The 16609-nt window shown below is 58.8% G+C and carries 12 protein-coding genes and 1 riboswitch; of the genes, 3 read left to right on the forward strand and 9 right to left on the reverse strand.

Going from position 1 to position 16609, the window contains the following annotated elements; translation table 11 throughout:
• Positions 1–91: 91 nt before the first annotated feature.
• On the forward strand, positions 92–910 hold the full coding sequence (gene djlA / locus ACF8PE_RS17850) for a co-chaperone DjlA (RefSeq protein WP_032616478.1): 819 nt from the start codon (positions 92–94) through the stop codon (positions 908–910).
• A 40-nt stretch (positions 911–950) separates the two neighbouring features.
• Here the strand turns inward: djlA and rluA are convergent, their stop codons facing one another.
• The 6 genes from rluA to araB all read right to left on the reverse strand — a co-directional run bounded on the left by rluA (position 951) and on the right by araB (position 11106).
• Positions 951–1610, reverse strand: a complete 660-nt coding sequence (gene rluA, locus ACF8PE_RS17855) for a bifunctional tRNA pseudouridine(32) synthase/23S rRNA pseudouridine(746) synthase RluA (RefSeq protein WP_032616479.1) — start codon at positions 1608–1610, stop codon at positions 951–953.
• Positions 1611–1622: 12 nt separating this feature from the next.
• Positions 1623–4529 (reverse strand): RNA polymerase-associated protein RapA, encoded by a 2907-nt coding sequence (gene rapA / locus ACF8PE_RS17860; protein ID WP_077227142.1) that lies wholly within the window; start codon positions 4527–4529, stop codon positions 1623–1625.
• 129 nt (positions 4530–4658) lie between these two features.
• Positions 4659–7016, reverse strand: coding sequence for a DNA polymerase II (polB, locus tag ACF8PE_RS17865; protein ID WP_392495139.1), 2358 nt, complete (start codon positions 7014–7016; stop codon positions 4659–4661).
• A 120-nt stretch (positions 7017–7136) separates the two neighbouring features.
• Positions 7137–7832, reverse strand: coding sequence for an L-ribulose-5-phosphate 4-epimerase (gene araD, locus ACF8PE_RS17870; protein ID WP_032616482.1), 696 nt, complete (start codon positions 7830–7832; stop codon positions 7137–7139).
• 51 nt (positions 7833–7883) lie between these two features.
• Positions 7884–9386 (reverse strand): L-arabinose isomerase, encoded by a 1503-nt coding sequence (araA, locus tag ACF8PE_RS17875; RefSeq protein WP_234548851.1) that lies wholly within the window; start codon positions 9384–9386, stop codon positions 7884–7886.
• 10 nt (positions 9387–9396) lie between these two features.
• Positions 9397–11106: a ribulokinase gene (gene araB, locus ACF8PE_RS17880; RefSeq protein WP_392495140.1), complete on the reverse strand. Its 1710-nt coding sequence runs from the start codon at positions 11104–11106 to the stop codon at positions 9397–9399.
• A gap of 335 nt (positions 11107–11441) precedes the next feature.
• On the opposite strand from araB, the gene araC reads away from it, so the two are divergent.
• Together araC and ACF8PE_RS17890 are read left to right on the forward strand one after the other, a co-directional pair.
• The gene (araC, locus tag ACF8PE_RS17885; protein ID WP_032616486.1) at positions 11442–12287 is read left to right on the forward strand and encodes an arabinose operon transcriptional regulator AraC; all 846 of its coding nucleotides are present in this window, start codon (positions 11442–11444) and stop codon (positions 12285–12287) included.
• A gap of 129 nt (positions 12288–12416) precedes the next feature.
• Positions 12417–13184 carry a DedA family protein gene (locus ACF8PE_RS17890; protein ID WP_280713734.1) on the forward strand — a complete coding sequence of 256 codons (768 nt, stop codon included), beginning with the start codon at positions 12417–12419 and terminating at the stop codon, positions 13182–13184.
• Between the two features lie 6 nt (positions 13185–13190).
• Here ACF8PE_RS17890 and thiQ read toward each other — a convergent pair whose 3' ends face one another.
• The 3 genes from thiQ to thiB are packed head-to-tail and all read right to left on the reverse strand — an operon-like array spanning position 13191 to position 16406.
• The gene (gene thiQ, locus ACF8PE_RS17895) at positions 13191–13886 is read right to left on the reverse strand and encodes a thiamine ABC transporter ATP-binding protein ThiQ (RefSeq protein WP_234548854.1); all 696 of its coding nucleotides are present in this window, start codon (positions 13884–13886) and stop codon (positions 13191–13193) included.
• A complete protein-coding gene (gene thiP, locus ACF8PE_RS17900; RefSeq protein WP_117386237.1) occupies positions 13870–15480 on the reverse strand; it encodes a thiamine/thiamine pyrophosphate ABC transporter permease ThiP in 1611 nt (536 codons plus the stop codon). Before thiP ends, thiQ begins: the two co-directional genes overlap by 17 nt.
• Positions 15456–16406: a thiamine ABC transporter substrate binding subunit gene (gene thiB / locus ACF8PE_RS17905; protein WP_222949758.1), complete on the reverse strand. Its 951-nt coding sequence runs from the start codon at positions 16404–16406 to the stop codon at positions 15456–15458. Before thiB ends, thiP begins: the two co-directional genes overlap by 25 nt.
• A 67-nt stretch (positions 16407–16473) precedes the next feature.
• Positions 16474–16573, reverse strand: a riboswitch (TPP riboswitch).
• Positions 16574–16609: the final 36 nt, after the last annotated feature.

Consider the following 16609-nt stretch of genomic DNA (forward strand, 5'->3'; position numbering starts at 1 on the left):
AAATTATAGGCGATGTCCTTCAATTGACCGTGGCCCGGCCACCGGAATGATGGCGTTCGCGGGATCAAATACATCACCATTTGGGGAGTATATGCAGTATTGGGGAAAAATTATCGGCGTAGCGTTCGCTTTACTAATGGGCGCGGGCTTCTGGGGTATCGTTCTGGGCCTGATTATCGGCCATATGTTTGATAAAGCTCGAAGTCGTAAGATGGCCTGGTTTGCCAACCAGCGTGAACGTCAGGCACTTTTTTTTGCGACGACGTTTGAGGTCATGGGGCATCTGACCAAATCGAAAGGGCGGGTGACCGAGGCCGACATCCATATTGCCAGCCTGTTTATGGACCGTATGAACCTGCACGGCGACTCCCGCGCGGCGGCACAACACGCATTTCGTATCGGCAAGGCGGATAACTATCCCCTGCGTGAAAAAATGCGTCAGTTTCGCAGTATTTGCTTTGGGCGCTTCGATTTAATTCGGATGTTTCTGGAGATCCAGATCCAGGCGGCGTTCGCCGATGGCTCGCTTCACCCGAACGAACGTGCGGTGCTGTATGTGATTGCTGAAGAGCTGGGGATCTCCCGCACGCAGTTTGATCAGTTCCTGCGCATGATGCAGGGCGGCGCGCAGTTTGGCGACGGCTATCAACAGCAGCAGGCGGGCGGTGGTGGCTGGCAGCAGGCACAGCGCGGGCCTACCCTGGAAGATGCCTGTAACGTGCTGGGCGTGAAGCCCACCGATGAGCCAACGACCATTAAGCGCGCCTATCGCAAGCTGATGAGTGAGCACCATCCAGACAAGCTGGTGGCAAAAGGTTTACCGCCGGAAATGATGGAGATGGCGAAGCAAAAAGCGCAGGAAATTCAAAAAGCGTACGAACTCATCAAAGAGCAGAAGGGCTTTAAGTAAGGCTATAGGCCCGGCAAGCGTAGCGCCGCCGGGCAAGACATCAGAAATCCGCCGGGGCCTTAAAGGTCATCGGCGTACCGTATTCCGGGTGGGTGATGGTCAGCATCTCTGCATGCAGCTGTAGCCGCGGCGCCATGGCCCGGGCTTCTGGCGTGGCATAGAAGCGGTCACCCAGAATAGGATGACCCAGTGCCAGCATATGCACACGCAGCTGATGCGAGCGGCCGGTAATCGGTTTTAACAGCACGCGAGCGCTGTTATCCGCCGCGTACTCCAGAACTTCATACTCGGTTTGCGCCGCTTTGCCGGTCTCGTAGCAGACCTTCTGCATCGGACGATTCGGCCAGTCGCAGATCAGCGGCAGGTCAATCAGCCCTTCCGCCGGTTTTGGATGTCCCCAGACGCGCGCAAGGTACTGCTTCTTCGGCTCGCGCTCACGAAACTGCCGCTTCAGTTCACGCTCTGCCGCCTTGGTCAGCGCGACCACAATCACACCGCTGGTGGCCATGTCCAGACGATGCACAGACTCTGCCTGCGGATAGTCGCGTTGAACGCGCGTCATCACGCTGTCTTTGTGATCGTCCAGCCTGCCCGGTACGGACAACAAGCCGCTCGGCTTGTTGACCACCATAATGTGCTCATCCTGATACAGAATGACCAGCCACGGATCCTGCGGCGGATTGTAGGGTTCCATCAACATTTTGCGCTCCGCTTACTGATGCGTCACAACGATGAGACGCAGCGCATCCAGGCGCCATCCCGCCTGATTCAGGCTTTCAAGTACCTGCTGACGATTGCTCTCAATCGCCGCCAGTTCATCGTCACGAATGTTCGGATTGACCGCGCGCAGGGCTTCCAGACGCGACAGCTCCGCCGACAGTTTTTCATCCGCTTCGCTGCGTGCCGCGTCAATCAATGCTCGCGCCGCTTTCTCGATCTGCGGCTCACCCTGCTGCAGGATGGTATAGACGTCCTGCTGCACCGCGTTCACCAGCTTGCTGCCGGTGTGGCGGTTCACCGCACTCAGCTGACGGTTAAAGCTCTCAAACTCCACCTGCGCCGCCAGGTTGGTGCCATTCTTATCCAGCAGCAGACGCACCGGCGTGGCAGGCAGGAAGCGGCTGAGCTGCAGCTGTTTCGGTGCCTGGGCTTCAACCACGTAGATCAGCTCCAGCAGCAGTGTCCCCACCGGCAGCGCCTTGTTCTTCAGCAGCGAAATGGTACTGCTGCCGGTATCGCCGGAGAGGATCAGATCCAGGCCGTTACGGATCAGCGGATGCTCCCAGGTAATGAACTGGGCATCCTCGCGGGAGAGCGCCACATCACGTTCAAAGGTGATAGTGCAGCCATCTTCCGGCAGACCCGGGAAATCAGGGACCAGCATATGATCGGACGGCGTCAGCACAATCATGTTCTCGCCGCGATCGTCCTGGTTGATACCGACGATATCAAACAGGTTCATGGCGAAGCTGATCAGGCTGGTATCGTCATCCTGCTCTTCGATGCTCTCGGCCAGCGCCTGGGCCTTTTCGCCGCCGTTGGAGTGGATCTCCAGCAGACGGTCACGGCCCTGTTCCAGCTGCGCTTTCAGGGCTTCATGCTGCTCGCGGCAGGTTTTGATCAGATCGTCGAAACCGTCCGTGTTTTCCGGCGCTGCCAGATACCCGGTCAGCTCGCTGTGCACGTTGTCATAAATGGTACGGCCGGTCGGGCAGGTATGTTCAAACGCATCCAGCCCTTCGTGGAACCAGCGCACCAGTACTGACTGGGCAGTTTTTTCCAGATACGGGACGTGGATCTGAATGTCGTGTGCCTGGCCAATACGATCCAGACGACCGATACGCTGCTCCAGCAGATCCGGGTTGAAGGGAAGATCGAACATCACCAGACGGCTGGCGAACTGGAAGTTGCGCCCTTCGGAGCCGATTTCGGAGCAGAGCAGCACCTGTGCGCCGCTGTCCTCTTCGGAGAACCACGCCGCCGCACGGTCACGTTCAATAATCGACATGCCTTCATGGAACACAGCCGCGCGGATACCCTCCCGCTCGCGCAGAACCTGCTCAAGCTGGAGCGCAGTGGTCGCTTTGGCGCAGATCACCAGCACCTTTTGCGAGCGGTTGGCGGTCAGATAGCCCATCAGCCACTCAACGCGGGGATCGAAGTTCCACCAGGTGCCACTGTCGCCTTCAAATTCCTGATAAATCTGTTCCGGGTAGAGCATGTCCCGGGCACGCTCTTCTGCCGTTTTGCGCGCACCCATGATGCCTGACACCTTAATCGCCGTCTGGTACTGGGTCGGCAGCGGCAGGCGAATAGTATGCAGCTCGCGTTTAGGGAAGCCTTTCACCCCGTTACGGGTGTTACGGAACAGGACGCGGCTGGTGCCGTGGCGATCCATCAGCATGGAGACCAGCTCCTGACGCGCGGCTTCAGCACCCTCACGATCGCTGTTGGCAGCCTGCAACAACGGCTCGATATCCTGTTCGCCAATCAGCTCGCCCAGGGTGTTCAGCTCCTCGTTGGAGAGGTGCTTGCCCGCCAGCAGCAGGGCAACGGCGTCGGCTACCGGGCGGTAATTGTTCTGCTCTTCGACAAAGAGCGCGAAATCATGGAAGCGGTTTGGATCCAGCAGACGCAGACGCGCAAAGTGGCTCTCCAGACCCAGCTGTTCCGGGGTAGCGGTCAGCAGCAACACACCCGGTACGCGCTCGGCCAGCTGTTCAATCGCCATGTACTCACGGCTCGGCGCATCTTCGCTCCAGACCAGGTGATGGGCTTCGTCGACCACCATGATGTCCCACTCGGCGTCGCACAGATGCTCCAGGCGCTGCTTGCTACGGCGAACAAAATCCAGGGAGCAGATCACCAGCTGTTCGGTTTCGAACGGGTTATCGGCATCGTGCTGGGCTTCGGCGTAGCGCTCATCGTCAAACAGGGAGAAACGCAGGTTAAAGCGGCGCAGCATCTCCACCAGCCATTGGTGTTGCAGGGTTTCCGGCACCACAATCAGCACGCGCTCGGCTGCGCCGGAGAGCAGCTGCTGATGCAAAATCATGCCCGCTTCGATGGTTTTACCTAACCCCACCTCATCGGCCAGCAGGACGCGCGGCGCATAGCGGCGGCCGACATCATGGGCAATGTTTAACTGATGGGGGATCAGGCTGGTACGCTGGCCGCGCAGGCCGCTCCACGGCATACGGTACTGTTCGCTCTGGAACTTACGCGCGCGGTAGCGCAGCGAGAAGCGATCCATACGGTCAATCTGACCGGCGAACAGGCGATCCTGTGGCTTGCTAAATACCAGTTTGCTGTCGAGCAGCACTTCGCGCAGCATGACATCGGCCTCTTCGGTATCGAGGCGAGTGCCGATATAGGCGAGCAGTCCATTCTCTTCTTTTACGTCTTCAATCTTCAGCTGCCAGCCCTCATGGCTGGTAACGGTGTCGCCCGGGTTGAACATCACGCGGGTAACAGGGGAATCATTGCGAGCATACAGACGGTTTTCACCGGTGGCGGGGAAAAGGAGAGTCACCATACGCGCATCCAGCGCAACCACAGTTCCTAACCCAAGTTCGCTTTCTGTGTCGCTGATCCAGCGTTGACCAAGTGTAAAAGGCATATTTGTTCGGCTCTAATCTTTAATTGCAGGCAATAGTTCAACCACCGATCATAAATGACGGCAATTGAATAATGGGTCCGGGAATGGAAAGGGCGCTATGGTACTGGATGGCAGCGATTTCGTCACCTGTCAAAATAGCCCCAACTGACCTGTCATCAGTGTAGCAAAGTCGTCGTCCATGAAAGGTAAAATTCCGTCTGCCACGGGCTGCAGTTGCCGTGTCAGGTAGTGCTCATAGTCAAGCGGAGCGCGCTGATAATCCACTGGCTCCGGGCCGCTGGTGGTCCAGACATATTTGATTGTGCCGCGGTTCTGGTACTGCGGCGCCCGCCCAAGACGGACGTTCTCTTCATCGGCAAGCCGGGCGGCACGGACGTGCGGCGGCACGTTGCGCTGATACTCCGCCAGCGGGCGGCGCAGGCGTTTGCGGTACACCAGCTGGTCATCCAGTTCACCCGCCATCAGGCTGGCAATGGTCTCGCGTACAAACTCCTGATAAGGCTCGCGACGGAAGATTTTCAGATAAAGTGCCTGCTGGAAGTGCTGCGCCAGCGGGGTCCAGTCGGTACGTACTGTTTCCAGCCCTTTGAACACCATCCGCTGCGTTTCCCCCTCCTGGATAAGCCCGGCATAGCGCTTTTTACTGCCCTGATCGGTGCCCCGAATGGTGGGCATTAAAAAGCGGCAGAAGTGGGTCTCATACTCCAGTTCAAGGGCGCTGGTTAAGCCAGCCTGCTGCAGATGGGCCTGCCACCACTCATTAACGTACGCCACCAGCGACTGGCCGATGGCGGCCGCCTCGTGTTCGCTGTGCGCGCCCTTAAGCCAGACAAAGGTTGAATCGGTATCGCCATAAATCACGTCATAGCCCCGCGACTCTACCAACACTTTGGTCTGGCGCATGATTTCGTGGCCGCGCATGGTGATCGATGACGCCAGACGCGGGTCGAAGAAGCGGCACGCGCTGGTGCCCAGCACGCCGTAAAAGGCATTCATGATGATCTTTAGCGCCTGGGAGAGAGGCTTGTTGCCGTGGCGTTTGGCCTCTTCGCGACCGTGCCAGATCTGGCTGACAATCTCCGGCAGGCAGTGTTTTTCCCGGGAAAAGCGCGCCCCGAGGAAGCCTTCAGTGCTGTGCTCATCATCCGGCTGCGCCAGGCCTTCCACCAGCCCGACCGGATCGATAAGAAAGGTACGGATGATCGACGGATAGAGGCTTTTGTAATCCAGCACCAGCACCGAATCGTAGAGGCCGGGGCGGGAGTCCATCACATAGCCGCCGGGGCTGGCCTGGGGCGGCACGTCACCCAGGTTCGGGGCGACATAGCCCGCCCGGTGCATGCGCGGAAAATAGAGGTGGCTGAAAGCGGCTACCGAGCCGCCGTGCCGGTCAACGGCAAGGCCATTGACCGTGGCGCGCTCCAGCAGGAACGGCATGATGTCGGTTTTGTGAAAAATGCGCGTGACCAGCTCGCAATCTTTCAGGTTATAGGTGGCCAGCGCCGGTTTATTTTCGGCGAAGCGGCGGTCGATCTCGTCCATCCTGTCCCACGGATTGTCGATGGATTTGCCCTCGCCGAGCAGCTCCTGTGATACCGACTCCAGCGAAAACGACGGAAAACTCCAGAACGCCGATTTCAACGCCTCAATACCGTCGATAATCAGGCGTCCGTTCGCCTGGGCGAAGAAAACGCCGTTTTTAAAGCCGTGCTCGCGCCACTCCAGCTCGCTGTTCCCGCGCCCGAGCAACAGCGGAATGCGGTAGCGCTCGGCGTGTTTTTGCAGCACCCGCAGGTCAAACTGCACGACGTTCCAGCCGATGATCACGTCCGGGTCGTGCTGTGCAAACCACGCATTGAGCTTCTCGAGCAGTTGGGGACGGCTGTTCACGTAGATAAGATCAAAATCGAGCGTGGCGGCATCGCCATTTGCCGGGCCGAGCATATAGACAACACGCTGGCCGCAGCCCTCAATGCCGATGCAGTACAGCTCGCCGTGGCGGGTGGTTTCAATATCCACCGACGCCCATTTCAGCGGCGGGCGATAGTGCGGGTTAGGCTTGAGGCGGGCATTGATCAGCCGATCGCCCACAGGTGTACCGTCCACCCAGACCGGGGCGGTAATAAAGCGCTCCATCAGAAAGCGTTCCGGGGGGCGGACATCGGCTTCATACAGGGTGACGCCTGCGTCGCGCAGCAGTTTTTCATAGCGCATCAGCTGGCGATGGGCGCGGCAGTAAAGACCGTAGACAGGACGACGCTGAAAATCTTTCAGTTCAAGGGGCGTCAGGCGCCAGCCGCTTTCATCGCGCAGCAGCTGCCGGGTTTTTTCGACGTCTGGCTCAGGGATAAAGGCAACGGACTCCTGCGGCGGCAGGGTGATGTGCAGCGGGCCATTGTCAGTCGCCAGCCAGAATTCCACTTCGGTACCCTGTGGGGTATCCCGCCAGTGTCGGGTCAGTAAAAAGCCTTGTTGCGCCTGCGCCACGCCGTTTTCTCATAAAACAAAACCAGGCGTGAGTATAGCCTGGTTGCGGGTGTTTTGCTGGGGTTTTATACAGGCGTTCCTTCACCGTCTCCCAAAGGGGAGAGGGCGAAGGGGGATCTTTTACTGCCCGTAATACGCTTTCGCGCCGTGCTTACGCAGGTAGTGTTTATCCAGCAGGGTTTGCTGCATATCAGGCAGTTGCGGTGCCAGCTGGCGGCAGAAGATGCCCATATAGGCCACCTCTTCCAGCACGATGGCATTATGCACGGCATCTTCGGCATTTTTGCCCCACGCAAACGGGCCGTGAGAGTGAACCAGCACCCCTGGCATTTGCGCCGCGTCGATACCCTGTTTCTCAAAGGTTTCGACAATCACATTGCCGGTTTCCCACTCATATTCACCGTTGATTTCGGCATCGGTCATCTTGCGGGTGCAAGGGATGGTGCCATAGAAATAGTCGGCGTGAGTGGTGCCGGTTGCCGGGATGGGCTGTCCAGCCTGCGCCCAGATGGTCGCGTGACGGGAGTGGGTATGAACGATGCCGCCAATCGACGGGAAAGCCTGATACAGCAGACGGTGGGTCGGCGTATCGGAGGAGGGCTTTTTCTTCCCTTCCACCACTTCGCCGGTGGCGATGCTCACCACCACCATATCGTCAGCGGTCATGACCCGGTAATCGACGCCGGACGGTTTAATGACAAACACGCCAGCTTCACGGTCAACCGCGCTGACGTTACCCCAGGTCAGGGTGACAAGATTATGTTCCGGCAGGGCCAGGTTGGCTTCAAGCACCTGACGTTTGAGATCTTCCAGCATGTATCCTCCAGGAAAAAAGGCCCGCCCTGCGGCAGGCCAAAGGTTCCCCTGTTAACGTTTTGAACCGTAATAGACTTCGTTCCAGCGCAGGGTGTCTTTGAACGCCGGCATGCGGGTGTCGTTATCAATGACGGCCAGCTCGATATCATGCAGTTCCGCGAACTGACGCATATCGTTCAGATCCAGCGCATGGCTGAAGACGGTATGGTGCGCGCCACCCGCCACAATCCAGGCTTCGGATGCTGTCGCCAGATCCGGCTGGGCTTTCCACAGGGCGTTAGCCACCGGCAGTTTTGGCAGGGAGTGCGGCGTTTCCACAGCGTCAACGCAGTTGACCAGCAGGCGGAAACGATCCCCCAGATCGATCAGGCTGGCGTTAATCGCCGGGCCGGTACGTGTGTTGAAGATCAGACGCGCCGGATCGGCTTTGCCACCGATGCCGAGGTGCTGAACGTCGAGGATCGGTTTTTCATCCACCGCGATCGACGGGCAGACTTCCAGCATGTGGGAACCCAGCACCAGATCGTTTCCGTTTTCGAAGTGGTAGGTGTAATCCTCCATAAAGGAGGTGCCGCCCTGCAGACCGGTCGACATCACTTTCATGATGCGTAGCAGAGCGGCAGTTTTCCAGTCGCCTTCGCCGGCAAAGCCGTAGCCCTGCTGCATCAGACGTTGTACCGCCAGGCCCGGCAACTGCTTCAGGCCGTGAAGGTCTTCAAAGGTGGTGGTAAAGGCATGGAAGCCGCCCTGTTCCAGGAAGCGCTTCATACCCAGCTCAATACGGGCCGCATCCAGCACGTTCTGGCGTTTATCACCATTCACCTGCGCCGCCGCCGTCAGGCGGTAGCTGCTTTCATATTCATCCACCAGCGCATTGACGTCGCCCTCGCTGACGTCGTTGACAACTTGCACCAGGTCGCCCACGGCCCAGGTATTGACGGAGAAACCAAATTTAATCTGCGCGGCCACTTTGTCGCCGTCGGTGACGGCCACTTCGCGCATGTTGTCACCGAAGCGTGCCACTTTCAGCTGGCGGGTATCCTGCTTCGATACCGCCTGGCGCATCCACGAGCCAATGCGCTGGTGGGCTTGTTTGTCCTGCCAGTGGCCGGTTACGACGGCATGTTGCTGGCGCATACGTGCACCGATAAAGCCGAACTCGCGGCCGCCGTGCGCGGTCTGGTTCAGGTTCATAAAGTCCATGTCGATGCTGTCCCATGGCAGCGCCGCGTTGAACTGGGTATGGAACTGCAGCAGCGGTTTGTTGAGGATCGCGAGGCCGTTGATCCACATCTTGGCCGGGGAGAAGGTATGCAGCCACACCACCAGCCCGGCGCATTTGTCGTCGTAGTTGGCGTCGCGGCAGATATGGGTAATTTCATCCGGCGAGGTACCCAGCGGCTTCAGCACCAGTTTGCACGGCAGTTTTGCTTCCGCATTCAGGGCGTTAACGACATGTTCTGCATGCTGAGTCACCTGGCGCAGGGCTTCCGGCCCGTAAAGATGCTGACTACCAATCACAAACCACACTTCATAATTATTAAAAATCGTCATTATCGTGTCCTTAATGTGTCAGGGTTGCCGTAGATTCCGGGATGTTCTTAACCGGGGCGGCGACAGGGAGATAGTGCTGTTCAGCGCTCTTCGCCCACTGCTGATAGCGCTGATAAAGTTGTTCAAAACGTTGCGCCTGCTGTGGGCGCGGCTGCAGGGTGCTTTCTACCTGGCTCGCCATGTACTGCTGCGCCGTCGGGATATCCGCATGTACCCCCGCGGCTACCGCTGCGAAGATTGCCGCGCCCAGCGCGCAGCACTGATCGGAGGCGACAATCTGCAGCGGACGATTCAATACGTCACAACAGGCCTGCATGATCACCGGGTTCTTACGGGCGATACCGCCCAGCGCCATCACCTCGTTGACGGCAATCCCCTGTTCGGTGAAGCACTCCATAATGGCGCGTGCGCCAAAAGCGGTGGCCGCCACCAGCCCGCCAAACAGCGCCGGGGCGTCGGTGGCGAGGTTCAGATCGGTAATGACTCCTTTCAGACGCTGGTTGGCATTCGGCGTACGGCGACCGTTAAACCAGTCGAGCACCACCGGAAGATGGTCGAGCGACGGGTTTTTGGCCCAGGCGTCAGTCAACTGTGGCAGGAGTTGTTTCTTGCTGGCGTCGATCTGGGTTTTCAGCTCGGGATGCGCAGCCGCCAGCTGATCCAGCGGCCAGCCCAGCACGCGGCCAAACCAGGCGTAAATATCCCCGAAGGCAGACTGACCTGCTTCGAGGCCGATAAAGTCAGGCACTACGCTACCGTCCACCTGTCCGCAGATACCTTTCACGGCGCGGTCGCCGACGCTGGCTTTATCTGCCGTCAGAATGTCGCAGGTGGAGGTGCCGATCACTTTCACCAGCGTATTCGGCTGGGCACCAGCACCGACCGCACCCATATGGCAGTCAAAGGCACCGCCGGAGATGGCTACGCGCTGCGGCAGGCCCAGGCGTTCCGCCCACTCGGCGCAGAGGGTGCCCACCGGGATGTCGGCAGTCCAGGTATCGGTAAACAGCGGGTAGTCGAGATTCTGGTTAATGATTGGATCGAGTTCGTCAAAGAAGGCGGCAGGCGGCAGACCGCCCCAGCTCTCATGCCAGAGGGATTTATGCCCGGCGCTGCAGCGGCCGCGACGGATATCCTGCGGGCGCGTCGTGCCGGAGAGCAGGGCCGGAACCCAGTCGCACAGCTCAATCCACGACACCGCCGCCTCGGCAACGCGCTGATCCTGACGGGTGACGTGCAGGATCTTCGCCCAGAACCATTCGCTGGAATAAATGCCGCCGATATAGCGGGAGTAGTCGCTTTTGCCCGGCTGATGGCACAAACGGGTGATGGCCTCGGCTTCTTCCACCGCGGTATGGTCTTTCCACAGCACGAACATGGCGTTCGGGTTGTCGGCAAACTCCGGGCGCAGCGCCAGCACATGGCCGTCGGCGTCAATGGGGGCCGGGGTAGAACCGGTGCTGTCTACGCCAATGCCAACAATCTGGCTGCGCTGTGCCTCGCTTAATTCAGCCAACACGGTTTTGATCGCCGCTTCCATCGACTCGATATAGTCGCGCGGGTGGTGGCGGAACTGATTGTTCGGCGCATCACAGAAGCGCCCCTCTTGCCAGCGCGGATACCACTCAACGCTGGTCGCTATCTCCTGACCCGTTGTGCACTCCACTGCCAGGGCGCGTACTGAGTCACTGCCAAAATCGAGGCCAATCGCAATTGCCATGGTGTTGCTCCATCAAAAAACAGATATGAATGAACATTAGAGAGTGAGGGGGAAAATCGTCAGGCAGGATCCGCTAATCTTATGGATGATTTTGCTGTGGCATGGGAAAGTGTGACGCCGTGCAAATAATGGATGTGGACATTTCTGCCGTAGTTATAGACACTTTTGTTACTGCCGACCCGCTCGATGTTACGGTTAAATCGCAACGGAAGCGTTATGATGGTGGACATAAAAGCAGCCTGATACCTTTTTGTGCTTTGGATGGCCGGTTTTTATGCCGCTTTTGTTGATATGGACAAATGGTTTCCTTCAGGACCGTCAGGAGTACTGAAAATATGGCTGAGACACAAAGTGATCCCCTGCTGCCGGGCTACTCATTTAACGCCCATCTGGTGGCGGGGCTGACGCCCATTGAGGCGGACGGTTATCTCGATTTTTACGTTGACCGACCGCTGGGGATGAAGGGGTATATCCTCAACCTGACCGTACGCGGGGAAGGGGTGATCAAGAATAACGATCAGACCTTCGTCTGCCGTCCGGGGGATATTTTGCTCTTCCCACCGGGCGAAATTCATCACTATGGCCGCCATCCCGATGCCCGCGAATGGTATCACCAGTGGGTCTATTTCCGCCCCCGCGCCTACTGGCATGAGTGGCTGGCCTGGCCATCCATGTTTGCCCATACCGGTTTTTATCGTCCTGATGAGGTCCATCAGCCACAGTTTCGTGAGCTCTTTGCCCAGATCATCGAGGCTGGGCAGGCCGGAGGACGCTACGCCGAGCTGCTGGCAATCAACCTGCTGGAGCAGCTTCTGCTGCGCCGGATGGAGGCGATCAACGAATCGCTTAACCCGCCGCTGGATCACCGGGTGCGCGAAGCCTGCCAGTACATCAGCGATCATCTGGCAGATAGCCAGTTTGATATCGCAAGCGTAGCCCAGCATGTCTGCCTGTCGCCTTCGCGTCTCTCGCACCTGTTTCGCCAGCAGTTAGGGGTGAGCGTGCTGAGCTGGAGAGAAGATCAGCGCATCAGCCAGGCCAAGCTGCTGCTCAGTACCACCCGGATGCCCATTGCCACCGTCGGGCGCAATGTGGGCTTTGAGGATCAGCTCTATTTTTCTCGCGTGTTCAAGAAATGCACCGGTGCCAGCCCGAGCGAATTCCGTGCAGGCTGTGAATAGAAGGTAAATAAAACTAAACATATTCGCTGAATGTCGTTCACACCCGGTAAACTATTCAGACAATTGTTGTCTTGACGAAGCAGGCCTCTCTTCGCAGAATCCCTGCTTCGTCACCTGACCGGAACTGTTATGCAGGCATTGCTGGAACATTTCATTACCCAGTCCGTTACTTATTCGCTCATCGCTGTGGCGTTAGTGGCTTTTCTTGAATCTCTGGCGCTGGTCGGACTGATTTTACCCGGCACGGTGATGATGAGTGGGCTGGGTGCCCTGATCGGCAGCGGCGAGGTGAACTTCTGGCAGGCGTGGCTGGCGGGGATCGTCGGCTGTCTGCTCGGGGACTGGATCTCATTCTGGCTGGGCTGGCGCTTTAAAAAACCGCTCCACCGCTGGTCGTTCATGAAGAAGAACAAAGCGCTGCTCGATAAAACCGAGCATGCCCTGCACCAGCACAGCATGTTTACCATTCTGGTCGGGCGCTTTGTCGGGCCGACGCGTCCGCTGGTGCCGATGGTGGCGGGAATGCTGGATCTGCCGGTCGCCAAGTTCATTATCCCGAATCTGCTGGGTTGCCTGTTCTGGCCGCCAATCTATTTTCTGCCGGGTATTCTTGCCGGGGCGGCCATTGATATTCCTGCCGGGATGCAGAGCGGCGGCTTTAAGTGGCTGCTGCTGGCGACCGCGCTGCTGCTGTGGCTGGCCGCATGGCTCTGCTGGCGGCTGTGGCGCAGCAAAAAAGCGTCTGCCGATCGTCTGAGCCATTACCTGCCGCGTGGGCGCTTGTTCTGGCTGGCCCCCGTCACCCTGGGTATCGCTGTGGCGGCGCTTGTGATGCTGATCCGCCACCCGCTGATGCCGGTTTACGGCGAGATCTTATTGAAGGTGGTGAGCCGCTGACCGCCGTCAGTGGATCCCCAGCAGGCGCGACGCGCTGGCTTTTCCGCTCGCTAACTGTTCCGTATCGCCATCCCAGGCGATACGGCCATCGGCAATCACCACAGACCGCGGAGCGATTCTGACCGCATCTTCCACGCTGTGCGACACCATCAGCATCGTCAGGCCCTGGCGTTCACACACCTCTTTGACCAGCAGCAGCATCTCCTGGCGTAACGCCGGGTCGAGCGCGGAAAAGGGCTCATCCAGCAGCAGGATGGGCTGCTCACGTACCAGGCAGCGGGCAAGGGCGACGCGCTGACGTTGGCCTCCCGATAGTTCGCCCGGTAGCCGTGCCAGCAGATCGCCAATCCCCATTTGCGCTGCGATATCACTCAGCTTCTGCTGCTGTCCGGCGTTCAGCCTGAGTCCCGGATGCGTGCCGAGGCCGATGTTCTGGCGCACGGTCAGATGAGTGAAAAGATTGTTTTCCTGAAACAGCATCGACACCGGGCGCGCAGCGGGCGGCGTATGGGTATGGTCCTGACCCTCAATGGTGATACGGCCATTCGCCGGTTGCAGAAAACCGGCCACCAGATTGAGGAGCGTGCTTTTCCCTGCGCCGCTGGGGCCGAGCACGGCAATCAGTTCGCCCTGGCGCACGGACAGGGTGAAACGCATCGGCAGGTGTTGATAAAGCCAGGTGACATCAGTGAGTGTTAGCATCACGCCCCGGAAGTTTCTCAATAACGGTAAATAACGCAAAGCACAGTAACAGCAGCAGCAGCGCCGTGACGGCACCGTCCTGGCTGCGATACGAGCCGATCTGCTGGTACAGCCAGAATGGCAGGGTGCGGAAATCATCATTGCCAAACAGCGCCACCACGCCAAAATCACCAATCGACAGCACGCAGGCAAAGGCCAGCGCTTGCGCCAGCGGGCGTTTCAGGGCGCGCAACTCAACCACCTTCAGCCGCTGCCAGCCGTGCATTCCCAGCGAGTCGCAGAGCAGGGTATAGCGGGCGGCGAGATCCCGCATCGGGTTTTCCAGCACCTTCAGCGCATACGGAATGGCCATTAATGCGTTGGTAAAAATAACGATACCATCCGCCGACTCGGGCAGGCCGACCGTGCTGTTAAACAGCAGGAAGAAGCCGCTCGCCAGCACGATACCGGGCATCGCCAGGATCAGCATTCCGCTGAGATCCAACGCCTGTCCGGCTACTGTGGCCTGACGGGCATACAGCTCGCGGCTGGTCCACAGCAGCATCATGGTTAATAGCACGCAGAGTAGACCGGCCCCAAGCGCAATACGCAGCGAGGTGCCGAGCGCCTGCCACAGCACCGGCTGTTGCAGCACCGACAGCAGGTTTAGATTCAGGCCGTCCACTACCACCGCCAGCAGCGGCGGGAGCAACAGCAGCAGGGCCAGAGTGATAAGCAAGCCATCGGTCAGGCGGCTGCGCAGGCTGTCCTGCGGATCGCGCCAGCCTGCCAACTGGTTACTGCCCACGGCGATAGCTTTACCCAGCCGCTGACTCAGCATCACCAGCCCCAGGCAGCAGATCATCTGCACCATCGCCAGCAGCGCCGCGCGGCCAGGATCGTAGTCGTAGCTCAACGCCTGATAGATGGCAAGCTCAATGGTGGTGGCCTGCGGCCCGCCGCCCAGCGAAAGCACCGTGGCAAAGCTGGCAAAGCAGAGCATAAAAATCAGCGCGGCCACCGGCGGAATTTGTCGGCGCAGCCACGGCCATTCAACGAAGCGGAAAAAGAACCAGCCGCGCATCCCGAGCTGGGCGGCGAGCTGACGCTGCTCGCCCGGGATATTCTCCAGCGCCTGCAGGAGCAGCCGCGTCGCCATTGGCATGTTGAAAAAGACGTGCGCCAGCAGGATGCCCTGTAGGCCATAAGGCGAGAAGGTCCACTCCAGCCCGAGCGCCTGGCAGAGGGCGGCAAGCCAGCCCTGACGGCCATAGACGCTAAGAATGCCAAATATCGCCACCAGCACCGGCAGGATCAGCGTCATGGCGCACAGGCGCAGCAGCACCTGCCGTCCGGGGAAGCGACGGCGGTAGAGGGCGCGAGCAAGAAATATGGCGGGCACGACGGAGAGCAGGGCAGAAAGAAACGCCTGCCAGAAAGAGAAGCGGATGACGTGCCACAGATAGCTATCGTGCAGCAGCGCCGTCACGTCGGTGGCTGGCGCGTTAAACCACAGCGCCAGAAATGCGCCCAGGGCGACGGCGACCATTAAGATGGCGGCCATCAGCCCCGGGAGTAACCAGCCGGCGATCAGCGGCTGACGGCGCGTTGCCATTCACTGACCCAGGCGGCACGTTTCCCGGCCACTTCCTGCGGGGAGTATTCCAGCGCGGTTTGCGGTTTCACCAGCGTGTTGAAACCGGCCGGTAAGGCGACGTCAGTTACCGGGTACATCCAGTTGCCGGTCGGGATCGCATTCTGGAACGACGGCGAGACCATAAATTTCAGGAACTTGCTTGCCAGTTCCGGCTGTTTGCTGGCGGCGGTGCGGGCGGCAACTTCCACCTGCAGGTAGTGGCCTTCAGCAAAATCGGCAGCAGCGTAGTTCTCTTTTTTCTCCGAAATAATGTGATACGCCGGAGAGGTGGTGTAGCTCAGCACCAGGTCGCTTTCCCCTTTCAGGAACAGGCCATAGGCTTCGCTCCAGCCTTTGGTGACGGTGACGGTTTTGGCGGCCAGCTTTTGCCAGGCTTCCGGAGTCTTATCGCCGTACACTTTTTGCATCCACAGCAGCAGACCCAGCCCCGGCGTGCTGGTGCGTGGATCTTCGTAGATCACACGCCATTTCTGATCGCTTTCCACCAGCTCTTTCAGGCTCTTCGGCGGGTTTTTCAGCTTGTTTTTGTCATACACGAAGGCGAAGTAGCCGTAATCGAAAGGCACAAAGGTGTCGTTCTTCCAGCCGCCAGGGATGTTAACCGCATCGGTCGCCACGCCGCTTTTGGCGAACAACCCGGTTTGCGTTGCCGCTTCCAGCAGGTTGTTATCGAGACCCAGCACCACGTCGGCTTTGCTGTTCTTACCTTCCATACGCAGGCGATTCAGCAGCGAGACGCCATCTTCCAGCGCCACGAATTTCAGCTCGCAATTGCAGTCGGCTTCAAAGGCTTTTTTGACCGCCGGGCCTGGGCCCCAGTCGGCGGCGAAGGAGTCGTAGGTATAGACCGTCAGGACAGGGCTGGCAACGGCAGGCAGCGCCATCAGCGTCAGCAGGGAAAGAACAGTTTTGAACACTTTGCACCTCTGTATTTGAGAGTGGCAAAGGATTTTGAGCGACAGCCTCAAATCCCTTAGCCGGCGTTATCCGGATCAGGTTCGACGGGTATTTTCTCAGCACACGCTTGCACGTAGCACCCCGTTGAGAACGGCGGTATTGTAATGATTTGGTGAATATTACGAAAGTA

It is taken from the genome of Leclercia sp. GLN_9 (assembly GCF_043105735.1).
Lineage (GTDB): Bacteria > Pseudomonadota > Gammaproteobacteria > Enterobacterales > Enterobacteriaceae > Enterobacter > Enterobacter adecarboxylatus.

Bases quoted from the DNA above. Each gene is read 5' to 3' on its own strand.
- djlA (WP_032616478.1), top strand. From the start codon at position 92: ATGCAGTATTGGGGAAAAATTATCGGCGTAGCGTTCGCTTTACTAATG.
- rluA (WP_032616479.1), bottom strand. From the start codon at position 1,610: ATGTTGATGGAACCCTACAATCCGCCGCAGGATCCGTGGCTGGTCATT.
- rapA (WP_077227142.1), bottom strand. From the start codon at position 4,529: ATGCCTTTTACACTTGGTCAACGCTGGATCAGCGACACAGAAAGCGAA.
- araD (WP_032616482.1), bottom strand. From the start codon at position 7,832: ATGCTGGAAGATCTCAAACGTCAGGTGCTTGAAGCCAACCTGGCCCTG.
- araA (WP_234548851.1), bottom strand. From the start codon at position 9,386: ATGACGATTTTTAATAATTATGAAGTGTGGTTTGTGATTGGTAGTCAG.
- araB (WP_392495140.1), bottom strand. From the start codon at position 11,106: ATGGCAATTGCGATTGGCCTCGATTTTGGCAGTGACTCAGTACGCGCC.
- araC (WP_032616486.1), top strand. From the start codon at position 11,442: ATGGCTGAGACACAAAGTGATCCCCTGCTGCCGGGCTACTCATTTAAC.
- ACF8PE_RS17890 (WP_280713734.1), top strand. From the start codon at position 12,417: ATGCAGGCATTGCTGGAACATTTCATTACCCAGTCCGTTACTTATTCG.
- thiQ (WP_234548854.1), bottom strand. From the start codon at position 13,886: ATGCTAACACTCACTGATGTCACCTGGCTTTATCAACACCTGCCGATG.
- thiP (WP_117386237.1), bottom strand. From the start codon at position 15,480: ATGGCAACGCGCCGTCAGCCGCTGATCGCCGGCTGGTTACTCCCGGGG.
- thiB (WP_222949758.1), bottom strand. From the start codon at position 16,406: ATGGCGCTGCCTGCCGTTGCCAGCCCTGTCCTGACGGTCTATACCTAC.